The 13431-nt window shown below is 47.3% G+C and carries 16 protein-coding genes and 3 pseudogenes; 6 read left to right on the top strand and 13 right to left on the bottom strand.

What is annotated here, in order from left to right; genetic code table 11:
* Positions 1-173 precede the first annotated feature (173 nt).
* Positions 174-530 carry a helix-turn-helix transcriptional regulator gene (locus tag M1L66_RS13405; protein ID WP_044942672.1) on the bottom strand — a complete coding sequence of 119 codons (357 nt, stop codon included), beginning with the start codon at positions 528-530 and terminating at the stop codon, positions 174-176.
* Between the two features lie 398 nt (positions 531-928).
* Between M1L66_RS13405 and M1L66_RS13400 the strand changes: the two genes are divergently transcribed.
* From M1L66_RS13400 to M1L66_RS13375, 6 genes are all read left to right on the top strand, one after another.
* Positions 929-1114, top strand: a complete 186-nt coding sequence (locus M1L66_RS13400) for a cysteine-rich KTR domain-containing protein (protein ID WP_003431289.1) — start codon at positions 929-931, stop codon at positions 1112-1114.
* Positions 1115-1130: 16 nt separating this feature from the next.
* On the top strand, positions 1131-2114 hold the full coding sequence (gene rlmN, locus M1L66_RS13395; RefSeq protein WP_002584956.1) for a 23S rRNA (adenine(2503)-C(2))-methyltransferase RlmN: 984 nt from the start codon (positions 1131-1133) through the stop codon (positions 2112-2114).
* Between the two features lie 473 nt (positions 2115-2587).
* Positions 2588-3025, top strand: a complete 438-nt coding sequence (locus tag M1L66_RS13390) for a sigma-70 family RNA polymerase sigma factor (RefSeq protein ID WP_003502131.1) — start codon at positions 2588-2590, stop codon at positions 3023-3025.
* Positions 3009-3251, top strand: coding sequence for a helix-turn-helix domain-containing protein (locus M1L66_RS13385; protein WP_002604473.1), 243 nt, complete (start codon positions 3009-3011; stop codon positions 3249-3251). Before M1L66_RS13390 ends, M1L66_RS13385 begins: the two co-directional genes overlap by 17 nt.
* A gap of 455 nt (positions 3252-3706) precedes the next feature.
* A complete protein-coding gene (locus M1L66_RS13380; RefSeq protein ID WP_002604472.1) occupies positions 3707-3880 on the top strand; it encodes a transposon-encoded TnpW family protein in 174 nt (57 codons plus the stop codon).
* 77 nt (positions 3881-3957) lie between these two features.
* A complete protein-coding gene (locus tag M1L66_RS13375; RefSeq protein WP_058118380.1) occupies positions 3958-5631 on the top strand; it encodes a recombinase family protein in 1674 nt (557 codons plus the stop codon).
* 7 nt (positions 5632-5638) lie between these two features.
* Here M1L66_RS13375 and M1L66_RS13370 read toward each other — a convergent pair.
* The 12 genes and pseudogenes from M1L66_RS13370 to M1L66_RS13315 all read right to left on the bottom strand — a co-directional run.
* Positions 5639-5824: pseudogene (locus M1L66_RS13370) on the bottom strand (recombinase family protein); the annotation flags it as partial.
* Positions 5825-5935: 111 nt separating this feature from the next.
* Positions 5936-6124 (bottom strand): transposon-encoded TnpW family protein, encoded by a 189-nt coding sequence (locus tag M1L66_RS13365; protein WP_014078535.1) that lies wholly within the window; start codon positions 6122-6124, stop codon positions 5936-5938.
* A complete protein-coding gene (locus M1L66_RS13360; protein ID WP_014078534.1) occupies positions 6121-6978 on the bottom strand; it encodes an ATP-binding protein in 858 nt (285 codons plus the stop codon). The genes M1L66_RS13365 and M1L66_RS13360 overlap by 4 nt, the downstream gene beginning before the upstream one ends.
* Complete coding sequence (locus M1L66_RS13355) at positions 6975-7724, bottom strand: phage replisome organizer N-terminal domain-containing protein (protein ID WP_014078533.1); 750 nt, start codon at positions 7722-7724, stop codon at positions 6975-6977. Before M1L66_RS13355 ends, M1L66_RS13360 begins: the two co-directional genes overlap by 4 nt.
* Positions 7714-7926: a hypothetical protein gene (locus tag M1L66_RS13350; protein ID WP_005927784.1), complete on the bottom strand. Its 213-nt coding sequence runs from the start codon at positions 7924-7926 to the stop codon at positions 7714-7716. The genes M1L66_RS13355 and M1L66_RS13350 overlap by 11 nt, the downstream gene beginning before the upstream one ends.
* 185 nt (positions 7927-8111) lie before the next feature.
* Positions 8112-9734 (bottom strand): relaxase/mobilization nuclease domain-containing protein, encoded by a 1623-nt coding sequence (locus M1L66_RS13345; protein WP_014078531.1) that lies wholly within the window; start codon positions 9732-9734, stop codon positions 8112-8114.
* A complete protein-coding gene (locus tag M1L66_RS13340; protein ID WP_044024773.1) occupies positions 9706-10104 on the bottom strand; it encodes a plasmid mobilization protein in 399 nt (132 codons plus the stop codon). Before M1L66_RS13340 ends, M1L66_RS13345 begins: the two co-directional genes overlap by 29 nt.
* Before the next feature lie 567 nt (positions 10105-10671).
* A complete protein-coding gene (locus M1L66_RS13335) occupies positions 10672-11217 on the bottom strand; it encodes a hypothetical protein (RefSeq protein ID WP_006857810.1) in 546 nt (181 codons plus the stop codon).
* Positions 11214-11861 (bottom strand): YfkD family protein, encoded by a 648-nt coding sequence (locus tag M1L66_RS13330; protein ID WP_006857809.1) that lies wholly within the window; start codon positions 11859-11861, stop codon positions 11214-11216. The genes M1L66_RS13335 and M1L66_RS13330 overlap by 4 nt, the downstream gene beginning before the upstream one ends.
* 200 nt (positions 11862-12061) lie before the next feature.
* Positions 12062-12190, bottom strand: a pseudogene (locus tag M1L66_RS13325) (Maff2 family protein); the annotation flags it as partial.
* A 216-nt stretch (positions 12191-12406) separates the two neighbouring features.
* Positions 12407-13222, bottom strand: a pseudogene (locus M1L66_RS13320) (VirD4-like conjugal transfer protein, CD1115 family); the annotation flags it as partial.
* 41 nt (positions 13223-13263) lie between these two features.
* Complete coding sequence (locus M1L66_RS13315; protein ID WP_148336321.1) at positions 13264-13425, bottom strand: transposon-encoded TnpW family protein; 162 nt, start codon at positions 13423-13425, stop codon at positions 13264-13266.
* Positions 13426-13431: the final 6 nt, after the last annotated feature.

The following is a 13431-nucleotide window of genomic DNA, read 5'->3' as shown; positions in this document are numbered from 1 at the left end:
TTTGGGATTATCCCAACAAGCACTTTTCGCAAACGGGTACTCGTTTGCTGTGCTTGCTATCTACTCCTTATCCCGTTTCAAAGGCAGCGTTTGTTGCACTCTCTTTCTAATTTGGCGCAAAAAAAGATTGCAGCCCCTATGCGCTGCAATCTCCTGCTTCCCATATTGTGAGGTTAGTCCTCTGCTTGTTCGACTTCTGTTATCTCCCTTGCCGTTGCGGTTACAATCCGTATGCCTTTATCGCTCATACCGTCCAGCAGCGCGTCAAGCTGCCGCCGCCCGGTGGATTTCTCCGCATTGCTGTTCGGGAAGAAAAATTGATCTACCGAAATATGATACCGGGTTACAAGGTCATAGAATACCTGTAAACTCGGCTGTTGTCCCTTGTTCTCGATATTCGCAAGGTAGCGCGGGGAAATATATAACTCGTCGCTTACCTTTTTGCGGCTCTCGCCGTATTCATTTCTCGCGGCTTTTATAGCTGCCCCGAAAGCCTTAAAGTCGTACAATGGTACGGGTCTTTTTGCCATTTTCATTCACCCTGTTACATTTTACAGTTCACCTTTCTTTTTGGATATGTCCACACAATTCATATCATTAGGTTAAATACTTCCTGTTGTGTATTGACAGTAGACTGATTTTCTGATAAAATAAAATTTATGTAAAAGGAGGCGGCGTTTATGTTGCATAGCATGCGTATTAGATAAGCATTGAAAAAAAGGATTTTCCCATTTTCAACATGGGCTTTTTTGTCATGCTTATTTTGCGGATGCTATACAAAAAACTAACGACGTATAGATATAGTATAGACATAGTGCAAGCTATGCCTTAGTTTTGTTGTACTGCTCTGTGCATTATAAATGCAGGTCAATGCTCATGTTGAGGATTGACCTGCATTTTTTTGTGTAAAAAGGACGAGTGAAATATAATGCTTAAAAAATATTGGATAAAATGTCCGATTTGTAACGGAAAGACGAGAGTTCAAGTATTTCATAATACTGTATTAAAAGATTTTCCTCTTTTCTGCCCTAAATGCAAATTGACGCATATCATTGATGTAGAAAAATTAGAGATTGTAATCAAAAATACAGAAAAACAAACTTTTATTATTTAGAAGAAAGGATATAAAAATGAAACGTTTACCTAAATATACGCCTGCGGAAGTACGGAATGATCCATACGGATTTACTTACAAAGAAATGTCGGAAGTTATTGGCGAGAATGAAGCAAAAGCCTTATATGAAGAATTATATAAGCAATTACCACGCAAAAAAAATCTATCAATGTTGGTAAAAAATATTTGCAAAAGCAGTGATACTGAAAAGTATGTTTACGAACTGAAAGACAACAAATACATTGAAACGGTTTTTATCAAGCGGCGAGATGGTGGAACTGTTTGCGTGAGCACACAAGTCGGTTGTCCTGTTGGTTGTATTTTTTGTGAGTCCGGGCGAAATGGCTTTGTTCGTAATCTAACATCGTCAGAAATCGTACAACAGATTATATTGTTGCGTCGAAAAGTAAACCGTATCGTTTTTATGGGTATGGGAGAGCCTTTATTCAATTATGACAACTTGATAAAAGCAATCCATATTCTCCGAGATAGATATGGGCTCAACTTTCCAACCGACGGCATTACCATATCAACAGTTGGTCCGGTCGATCAATTAAAAAAATTGCGCGAGGAACATCTTAAAATTCAGTTGACAATATCTTTACACGCAGCAACACAATCTGCAAGAAATCGTATTATTCCTCACATGCGCATATATGCTATTGAAGATGTTGTTAAGCAAGCCTTATCCTATTCTGAAAGGCATAATCGCAAAATTGTCTTTGCGTATTTGCTTTTACCGGGTATAAATGACCGGCCCTCAGATGTAAGACAACTTGCAAAATGGTTTCGGGGCAAAAAAGTTATGATTAACGTGTTACAATACAACCCAACAAGCAATTCAAGAATTAAAGCACCACAGAAACGGGAAATAGTTGCATTCAAACATCAATTAGAGCAAGCAGGACTTGAAGTTACTATGAGAGTTTCTCATGGCAGAGAGATTAACGCGGCTTGTGGACAGTTAGCTAACACATATAATAAATTCAAAAAAAAATGATTAAAAGTGCCAGACGCATAGACGCAGAGCCGATAACGCATTAGGTCAAAAAACCTATGTGTTATCGGCTTTTTTATTTAATATTGCGCAAAAGCCGCTGTTCCCTATTATAGAATGGATTGCGGGTAGTGTATTAAAGTCGCCCTTTTTTAAGGATACGGCGGTATCGGGGAGGTATCGCCGTGTCCATTTTTATTTACTGTAACCCGCCTAATGCTTTGCGGTCAAAAAAAGCTATGCTCCGCAAGCGGGATATTCCGGCTATGAGTATGAACTGTCAATACATCTAAATACTTCTTACATTTCCTTTGCGCTCGTCCGCGTCTTGCGGACGGGCGCATTTTGCTTTTTTCAACTTTTTTCTGAAAAACGCACTCAAGAGCCATCTCCCGAACGGGTACGGAGCGAAAGGGGCAGAGAGGACAAGCCCTTAACTCCCGTCCTCTACTCCACGCGGGAAGGAGGTGAACTCTATGGAGCTATCTTCTTCCGACAAGGAAAGAATACAACATCAGTACGACGCATTAGCAAAGAAAACTTTGGTTGGCGAAGCGAAAAGCCACCGCCGCACTCTTGCGAAACGCGCAGCACGCGAAGTACCTTTTTCGGATTTGAGCGAAAGCGAACTCGCGCAGCTTTTCACAACGGACGAATACAAAAGCGATTATTTCCGTTTTCAAGTGTCCGGCTTTGATGTACTCGTCAAAAATGAACTGCTTGCCGAAGCCCTTAACGCTTTGCCCGAAAGGAAACGCGACATTATCCTTTTGTCCTACTTCTTGGACATGAGCGACGCGGAAATTGCTGAACTGCTGAATGTTGTACGCACGACGGTTTTCCGGCACAGGAAATCCGCGCTTGCGAAAATCAAACAGTATTTGGAGGGAAAAGCAGATGATGAATACCGTTAGGAAATCTGAAAATCTGTTGCCGTTCCCTGTCATTTCCGCAGCGGCAAACGGCGACACAACCGCCATGTGCGCGATCTTGAAGCATTACGAGGGTTACATAGCGAAACTTTGTACCCGCACGCTGAAAGACGACGCGGGCAATACCTATTCCTATGTGGACGAGGAAATGCGTAACAGGCTGCAAGTGCGCCTTATTACCCGCACCCTTGCTTTTCATGTAGGATAATCTTTTAGCCCATGCGGGGAGCGTGTCCCCTTTCCACGCTTCCCGTTATGGGCTATTTGTCGTTCCGTAACAGCACATCGGAAACGGTGTACTGTTACAGGCCGACAAAGCCTATTGTTCCTTGACAAAGAAAGCGGCCTTTGGTGCGCAGCATAACAGGCAACGGGTACATTCCGTCTGTACCGAGCCGGGCGGCGGGTACGCCATGACCGCTTTTCCCCGTTGGGGAAAAGTCGAGCGAGAACTACCGCGCCGTAAAACAAGTTTAGCAGCTTGTGGGCGACGACATACAAGGCGGCACAATGATACTCCCGCGTTGAACACCCTCAAAGTATTGCGCGGCGCACCCATAAGCATGGGCCGGGGTGAAACTCCCGTGAGGTTGCAGCTAACAACCGCCCGTTTTGCCTTTTGACGAATATAGTTTATCCATACAGGAAAAGGAGGTTTTTCTAATGGATAAAAAACAGACAATTACAACCGAACGCAAAATAGGGAAAATCACCTATCTTGTTCAAGCGTTGCCGAGTGAAAAGGCAACCGATACAATCCATAAAAAGATTGAAAAACTCATTGTAAAGGATTTGCAGAAAAAGCCCGGAAATCCGGGCTTTTTAGCGTCCGAGTAGTGCATTAGGCGGCGGGATATGGTATAATGATAGCAACACATTATACCTGTTTATTCGGCTGTCGGAAAGGAGGACTAATGTTACAGTCGAATAAAATCACCGCCCTTTACTGCCGTTTAAGTCAAGAGGATATGCAGGCCGGAGAAAGCGGAAGCATACAGCACCAAAAAATGATACTTCAACGCTATGCGGACGAACACCATTTTTTGAACACAAAGTTTTTTGTGGACGACGGATTTTCCGGCGTGAGTTTTGAGCGCGAGGGGCTGCAAGCGATGTTGCAGGAAGTGGAAGCCGGACGAGTGGCGACGGTTATTACCAAAGACCTCTCCCGTCTTGGCAGAAACTATCTGAAAACGGGCGAACTCATAGAGATTGTATTTCCCGAAAACGGAGTGCGCTATATCGCGATTAACGACGGAGTTGACACAGCGCGGGAGGATAACGAGTTTACCCCCTTGCGGAACTGGTTTAACGAGTTTTACGCCCGCGATACAAGCAAGAAAATCCGTGCAGTTAAACAGGCACAGGCGCAAAAAGGCGAGCGTGTCAACGGGGAATATCCATACGGCTATATCCCAGACCCGAACAACCGCCACCACCTTATACCCGACCCGGAAACCGCGCCGATTGTCAAACAGGTTTTCGCTATGTTTGTTAGCGGCGTGCGTATGTGCGAAATCCAAAAATGGCTTGCGGAAAACAAAGTCTTGACGATTGGAGCGTTGCGCTATCAGCGCACAGGACAGGCGCGGTATCAGCGGGCAATGATCGCCCCCTATACTTGGCCGGACAAAACGCTCTATGACATATTAGCAAGGCAGGAATATTTAGGGCATACCATAACCGCGAAAACTCACAAGGTATCCTACAAGTCGAAAAAGACCCGGAAGAACGAAGAAGAACAACGCTATTTCTTCCCAAACACCCATGAGCCGCTTGTTGACGAGGAAACCTTTGAACTTGCGCAAAAGCGGATTGCTACCCGCCACCGCCCGACAAAAGCAGCGGAGATTGATATTTTTTCCGGCTTGCTGTTTTGCGCTGGTTGCGGACATAAGATGTATTACCAACAGGGCGTAAATATCGAGCCGCGCAAGTTTTCCTATTCTTGCGGCGCATGGCGCAACAGGGCAAGGACAGGCAGCGAGTGTACCTCTCATTATATCCGCAAAAACGTACTTCTTGATTTAGTGCTGGAAGATATGCGGCGGATTTTGCGGTATGTTAAGGAACACGAACAGGACTTTATCTGTAAAGCTACCGAGTACGGCGACATGGAAGCGAGAAAGGCATTAGCGCAGCAGCAAAAGGAACTTTCCAAAGCACAGGCGCGTATGACCGAACTTGACACGCTTTTCCGCAAGCTGTATGAGGACAACGCATTAGGCAGACTGACAGATGAACGGTTTGTGTTTCTAACTTCCGGCTATGAGGACGAAAAGAAATCCCTTGCCGCAAGGATAGACGAGTTACAACAGCAGATCGCAACCGTTACCGAGCGAAAAAGGGATATATCAAGGTTTATTCAGATTGTCGGGAAATACAGCGACATACAGGAATTGACCTATGAAAACGTCCATGAGTTTATCGACCGTATCTTGATACACGAATTGGATCGGGAAACCAACACCCGGAAAATCGAAATCCATTACAGCTTTGTCGGACAGGTTGATACCGAGCAGGAGCCGACGCAAGTTGTCAACCATGACCGCCGTAACATGGTTGATGTAAAAAGTATCGCTATCTAACCTCAGCAAAGTTCGCACCAGAATAACCGTCGTCCGTGTACCAGCGCAGATTGGAAAAGCCGTTCTGCTTCGCATAGGTTTCAAGGATACGCTTCTGATTGGAAATGGAATTGCTCTCGCCTTGCAGCTCGTCCTCATGGGAAAGTCTTGGGTAAAGGGCGGTAATTGGTTGTTGGTTGGTCTGTCTTAACATAAAATCCTCCGTTTCCGACAGCCAGCCCCACTATTCCGTACCTTGATTGTACCACATGGGGTGGCTGTCTGTATAGCGGCAAAAGCGTCAAATCTGCTTCTTTATGGTCGGTCAAATCGCCATTTTTTGTGTAGCAGCTTCCGCTTCCAGCACTTTCATCATCTTGTCGGCTGCGGTATCGGTTGCGCCCTGCTTGAAGAAGCCGGAAACGGTAAGGACGGAGTTGCCCATGCGGATTTCCGTCACACAGTCCGGGCGGCGGTCTGTTTTGGTGGTGCTTGTCTGTTTCGTTTCTGTCATAGGCTCTCCTTTCGCTGCTTCATCAGTTGCTTTAAGCGTTCCAGCTTTTCCTGTGCGGTTTCCTTTCGGAAGTTGCTGCCCGTGAAGCGGACGGGGGCGCACATGGAAGTCAGCCTGTCATAGATACGGGCGTGGGGCGTGTCCTGCGGGTGCTGCAATTCCTCCAGCGTGAGGTTGGTCGTGGCGATCAGCGGCTTGCCGCTTCGGTAACGGCTGTCAATCACGCTGTAAACCTGTTCCAGCCCGTACTCTGTCCCTCGCTCCATACCGAAATCATCAAGTATCAGTAGAGGATAGCTGCAAAGGCTGGAAATATATTCGTTCCTGCCCTCAAAGCTGGCGGCAAGGTCACCCAGTATCGTTGCAAAGTTTGTCATGCAGACGGCAACTTCTTTCTCCATAAGGGCGTTGGCGATACAGGCAGCGAGGTAGCTTTTTCCTGTCCCCACGCCGCCCCAAAACAGGTAGCCGATATTTTCAGCCTGCATGGTTTCCCAGCTCTCCACATAAAAGCGGGCGGTTTCGGTCTGTGGGTTTCTGCCGTTGTCATGCTCAAATGTCCAGTTTTGCATAGCGGGGTCGGTAAAGCCCCGGCGTTTCAAGTCCTCCACTTTTTCAAGGTGCTTCTGTCGGCTTTCAGCGGCTTCCCGTTTTTCACGGGCTGCCCGGTGGCAGTCGCACTCTGCCGGGTGTCGGTCATGCCCTAACCATTGGGCGGTTTCTTTTGAAAAATAGGCTTCTTTGGGCGTATGGCACTTGCCGCAGTATAAAAGCCCGTCCTCGCCTGTGTAGTCCTCCGCTTCGGCGGTAGTGGCTGTAATGTCCGTAATCATAGCTTCAATCTCGTTTTTCATAAGCTCTCGCCCTCCTTGCATGAATAATCGGGTATGCCCTGTTTCGGGGCAGCCTTGCCTTTGGCAGCGTCCTCCTGCGCCCACTTGTAAATGGTGGCTGCATGGCTGTGGTACTGCTTCCCGGTGGAAGCGATATGGCAGGAAAGCCGGTCAATATAATACTCCCACTTGTCGGGCAGCTCTGTTTTCAGCCCGGAAAGCTCTGTATCGGTCAGTATCACATTGTTGTATCTGCCATAAGCGGCGGGGGCGGGGTGCCCCGTTTTTCCCTCTCTCTCTTTTTCTATCTCTATCTCTTTCTCTAACTCTATCTCTATCTCTGGTGGACGAATGTCGGACAAATGTCCGCCTTTTGTCCGGGGCGGTAAAAGTGCCTTGTTTTCCAGCCTTGCAGCCCGTTTTCGCTCGGCTTCGGTAGAGGACTGTCCTATCATCAGCTCAATGTCGGTCATATAGAAAGCCCCGCTGTCAAGCTGCTCCACAAGCCCCAACTGCCGGAAAATCTCTAAAGCCCTCTCAACTGTCCCTATCTGGTGGCGGGTCAGTGTCGCTATCATCTGTGCTGTGTAGGGGATATGCTCGTCAAGCTGCAATTTCCCGCCGTTTTTCAGCGATTTTAAGTACAGCTTCAAGAGGATATTGGAATATAAAATCCCGTCTTTCATATCTTCCAGCAGCACAATGGAGTCGCTGTCAAAAAAGTTCTCTTTCAGCTTGAGGTAGTAATACTTGCGGTTATCTGCCATTGTCCCTGTCCTCCTTTTTCCGGCGTTTGGAGTAGTAGCGGGGGCAGAGTATGATAACCGCCCGGAAGCTCTGCTTGCAGCTATGGGTACAGCCCCGGCAGAGGTCGTTGTATGTGATACGGTCGCAGGTGGTATTCCCGACTTTTACTTGCCGCAGGAAAAAAGACCATTCCAGCCGCCGTTTCTTGCTCATTCTTGGCATGGGTGCGCTCCTTTCTGCCGTTTCCGCTGGTGTGGCGGTATCGGCGATAATTCTGTATCATCTCGGTATCATTTTCGGGATTTTTCTGCCCTGTAAGCCCGTTAAAAAATCCTTTGGTATTGCCGGATAGGGTACGGGGCAGCCCCCTTGTTCGGTATGGGTTCGGGTACATTTTGGGGTGGTTTTTATCGCTCCTGTTCCTGCCTTTTCACAGGCTTGCGTTCCCGGCGTAAAATCTGGTCGATATTGCCCTTGACAGTCTGTAAGCGGCGGTATTCCTCCCGTTTTGCCCGGTAATCGTTGTAGCCGCTGTTTTTCTCTTTGATAAGGCTTTCAATCTCTGCTTGCAGGGCTTTATGGCTCGGCAGCTTGGAAATGCCGTTCTCCCTGAAATAGCGGGCGGCTGCGTCTGCTATGATAAAGTCGCTTTCGTGCTTCTGTCGGTAGGCTGCTTTTGCTTTGGCGTTTTTCTGCTGTTTCAGCCCGTCCCGGACAGGGCGGGTCTTGGAATAGGCAAGCACCTGCCGTTGCAGCTCCTTTTTCCCGTCCAGCGTCTTTTCCACCTGCTTCAGCTCCGTAAGGCTTTCTCGCATGGCGGTATAGGCGGCAGAACAGGCTTCGTCCAGTTCCTCCGGGGAAGAAAAGCCGTACTGCTGGTAGGCGGTAACGGTAGCCGCCATTTGCTTTAGATTGTGCTTTGCCGCCCAGCGGTCATAGCCCACGCCCTTGCCCTCGGCTCGCTTGGCTTCCCGGTCAACCATGCGCTGCAAGGTGTTGTCTGCCGGGGTGGTTTTTGTGGTTTTTTCCCCTTGTGACGGCTTTTTAACTGCGACAGGGTATTCGGGTATGGCTTTGGTCTGTTCTGCGGCTCTGCGGGCGTTCTGTGTAAGCAGGGCAAGGACAGCAGCCTTGTCAAAATCGTCCCCCAGCTTCCGGGCTGTGATAGGCTTTGTCCTGTCCGGCGTGAGGTAGGAAAGCCGCCCCCGGCTCTCCTTGACGGTCACACCCTCCCGCAGCAAAAGGGAAGAAAACTCGTCAAAGCTACCAGCTTGGGAAAGTGCCTGCCGTATCGTCCGGCGCAGCTTCGCCTTGTCCGTTTCAAACTTGGTGGGCTTGGTTGGCTGTCCGGTGGCTTCTCTGGCGGCGTTCTCTTTATCAAGGGCAAGCTGCCCTTTCTTTGCCGCCCAGTATTCCCGTTCCGTTATCCGTTCCTTGCTGCCGCTTAGGAGGTCGATTTGGTAAAGCCCCTCCCGGTGGCACATCTCCATGACTTCACTCTTGAAATATTCCATAGCGGCGTTGGTGCAGCGGTGCTTGCAGCCCTCCCGTGTATCGGCTGGTCTGTCCATGTAGGGCAGAAGCGGGACTTCATAAATCCGCAGGGAGTTGATGACGATATGCACATGGATATTGCCGCTGTGGTTATGCCCGTCCGGGTGGGTGCAGATTAGGGCTTGGTGTCCGGGGAAATGTGCCTTGCAGAACTGCTCGCCCAACTCCTGCGCCCGGTCTACGGTCAAGCCGTTGTCTGTCCCGTCCCGTGGGTCAAAGCTTATGATATAGTGGTGGCTTTTCACATCTTCCCGTTTTTGGTTTTTCTCATAGCGGAGATTAGCCCGCATACAGGCAACAGCGAAATCCTCGCCCCCGCAGTTAAGGGAAGAAATGCGGTAATCCTCCCTCGGTATCAGCCGCCCGTTTTCATCAAGGGTGGGCTTCATGGTAAACTCGTCATGCTCAAATGTGAGGTAGGCTTCCGCTGCGCCATAGTCTGCATTTTTAGAGCTGATATGTTTGAATGTTGCCAACCGCGTCACCCACTTTCTGCAAGATTTCAAACTTTAGGGCAGCAAGGTCGGAAACCGCCGCCCGTACCTCCCCGGCAAGCTGCGGGTAGGGGCTGTGCCACTCGTTCAGCGTCCGGGCTATCTGGTTTAAGTTGCCGCCGATCCTGCCGTATTCGGCGGTCAGCTTCCCAACAGCGGCAAGCAGCTCGTCATTGACGGGGGAAACAGTTATGATGGGGCGTATGGCTGCCCCGGTTATGGCTTGCCGGATAAACTCGGATTGGCTCATGTTGCAGGCAGAAAGCCTTTCCGCAAACTCGGCATATTCTTCCTCGGTCATGCGTGTCTTGACTACCCGGCTGCGGTGCGGTGTGTTGTATCGTTTTCGCATGGTAAAACCTCCTTTCGACTGCCGCATGGCTGCGGCGGGATAAGCGGCGTAAGCCGCATGGCAGGGTTTGGGGAAGGCACTCCCCAACAAGATTCCCGCAGGGGCAAAATGAGCGATAAGCGAATTTTGGTACTGCGGTAGAATCTTGCTCTAAGAAACTGCCGGACTGCCGCTCACTTCCTACTGCCACTTTTTCGGGAAATCGCAACCAGTTTTTTCATAAAAGGCTGCGGGCTGGCGTTCTCCCTCTCTTTCTGGCAAAGACTTTTCCGGCGGCTTGGTCTTTCCCAACAATAAGGCGTTTCAGAAGCTGTGTTTTGCCCGCTGCTTGATAGAAAACGGGAATTTCCCCCTGCTCACTTATCAGTACCGATACTTTCTCGATTTGCCAAAAATGGGCGCAAAAAAAGCAGCAAATCTTTTTCAGACTTACTGCTTCATGTGCCGCTATGGGGCAGCGGTTATTCAGTTGTAAAATAAAAGAGGGCGGTAGCACTTTGGGCTATCGTCCTCTTGGCTACACATTTGCAAAGACAGGCGGGGCTGTCAACGGTGGGCGAAGCCCATTTACTTGCCGTTGACTGGCTCGGCTGGATTTGCTACTTTCGATCTGATGTTTTCTTGTGAAGAATACACTGTATTGACTTTACCTTGATTTTCCTCCTGTGTTACTGTAATATTAAAGTCGTGAATTTCAGAATTTGTACTAGAGATTTCCAAATTCAAAGAAATAGAAATTACGTTTTTATCAAGTTGTAATCCATCTTCTTTGCAATATGTCGCTGAATAACCACTTGCAAGAACTACCTGACCTACCCCATTTTCATCAAGCACAAATAATGTAGCTGATGAACCAGTTTCTTTATTTCGGGCTATCGCAACCAGTTGTATTGGGGCATTTTCAGCGGAACCAAAAACATATTCTAATAATTCAAATGAAGGATAGTCCTGTGGAAAATTTTCAATAAATTTCTCGCCCCGGCTTTCAATAGAACCGGCACTTTCAAGCTCTGGCAGTACTTCTTTTGTGTTGTCATCAGGTGGAGAATTATTAGAACAAGCACTCAACAAAAGTACAAAAGCTAATAGTAATATAAACAATTTGTTTTTCATTGTGCTTTATATACTCCTGTTGGCGTGTATACCGTCATTCCCTTTGGAACTTTTATGGCTGAGTAGCTAGAAGTTGTTACTTTATAATGGACAGAATTTTTTTGTGGTGCATAAGATTCTGTTAATGTTTTATATTCATAAAAAACATTTTCAGGATAGCCGTCCATATAAACCTTGTATTTTAAACGACCAGCTGTTCTAACAGCAGGAATATAAACATTTAACACTTCAAATTTCCCCGGTGCAATACTATATGAGACACCCGCTGATGTTCCTTTTGTCCAACTACGTGAACCGGTAACTTCAACTCCTACTTCCGCCTGCATTTTTGCAAAAACAACATTTGCTTCTGTTGTGCCATTGGCATAACCCGCAATAGATGCGGTGGTTGTTCCGCTTTGTTCATATTGATATGTAATTTGCATAGGACTTGAGCCTTGAGTATTATCGCCTGAAACAGAACCTAATAATTTATGAGTATAATCAATATTCGTATAATTAGGCTCATAACCTACACATTCTCGTATATATACTCCTCTACGTTCTGGTATTCCTGAATCGTTAGCTGCAAAAACAGTAGTGTTCATTGTTGTTACAATAGCTAAAGAAAAAACTATCCCTAATATTGTTTTGATTTTTCTCATTATGGACTTCCTCCTTTGCTTAAAAAGTTATATTTTGTTGTGTGTTTCATCAAACCATTGGCATCATCTCCCTTTGTTTTATAGTACCATATTTTAGCTATTATATCAATTATCAAATTCAATTTTGCTTTTTTTTGGTTAATTTTTCTGAATAGTGAAGGCTGTCTATCAAATTCTTGTGTGTTACTTTACCGCACATGAGCATTAGCGCCAGGGTTGTCGTTGCCGTAACCTTCCAGCAGGTTGATGACACCCCAGATACCAAGACCAGCGCCCAGAGCGATAACGAGAGTCTGAAGAACGGTAATTGCCTGTTCAAAAAATGCCATAAATAATATTAGCCGGAATCATTTGAATGATTAGTTAGGTTTGTTTCATAAGCGCACAAAAGCCGGAACAATCTGCCCTCGATATATGAGAGCCTGATTCCGGCTGTCCTCCTTTTTCATTATTTTGTTGATGATTGCCCGCTTTGTACGCCAATGGCCTCAACAGAGGCAGTTGCGGCAAATAGATACGATCACTCCTTTCTCAGCGGAACCGTATTACACGCCCTCCGTGTCTACTTCATATACATCGCAGACCTCATCAGGCTTGAGTTTTAGTCTGGCAGACAAAAATGCTTCAATATCAAAGGTATTTCGCTTGTCTGCGTCAGCTGTGTATTTGAAATTAGGGTGTCTGGTAATGTCATACTTGTCTGAAAGAAACGGACGCACACCGCGCAACTGCAAGATGCACTTGCCGCCATCCATAACTGCCAGCTCATCCTGGCTCATCAGCTCTTTTCCCAATTTCTGATAGTTAAGCGAGTGGGAGGTCTCCCGTCCCCGGCTCTCTCCGGTGTTGTAAGTGTCTATGGTCTCCTTTCCCAGAACAGCCGCCAGCTCTTTCAGCGTTGTTGGCTCTTTGCCACCCAGGAAGATGGAAGTATCCATATTGCCGATGATGGTATCGGCATTATCTTTGTAAATTGCCTTGAGCTGGCTCTGTGCCTGCAACACCAGACAGGCAGAGATTTCACGGCTTCGGATGGTGGCCACCAGCTTTTCCAGCTTCGGAATCTGCCCGATGTTAGCACACTCATCAATCAAACAGCGCACATGAACCGGAAGCCTGCCGCCATATACATCGTCGGCCTTTTCACAAAGCAGGTTGAATAACTGGGTGTAGCACATGGAAATGAGAAAGTTAAAACTGTCATCCGTATCACTCATAATGAGGAACAGAGCCGTTTTTCTGTCTCCCAGCGTATCCAGTTCCAACTCATCGTAGGATGTAACCTCGCGCAGCTCCGCAATATCAAATACGGCCAGACGCGCACCGCAGGAAATCAAAATCGACTTGGCTGTTTTGCCAGAGACGAAAAGTCAAGGACTTTTTCATCAAATTCAAAAAGAAGTTACATTTTGCGGACTTCCTCACGCAGCAGACGCTTGATTTTGTCCTCCATCGTCTCTTTTGCGGTCTCGCTGAAATGAACACGGACGATATAGGTGGTCTTGCCAATCTGCTTTCTGACAGTCGGGCAAGTGGCGGTGTTGGTTGCGGTATTGTTGTTCATTCAAAA

Source organism: Hungatella sp. SB206 (assembly GCF_051132295.1).
In the GTDB taxonomy this organism is placed as follows: domain Bacteria; phylum Bacillota; class Clostridia; order Lachnospirales; family Lachnospiraceae; genus Hungatella; species Hungatella effluvii.
This window is presented reverse-complemented; position numbering and strand designations above follow the sequence as displayed.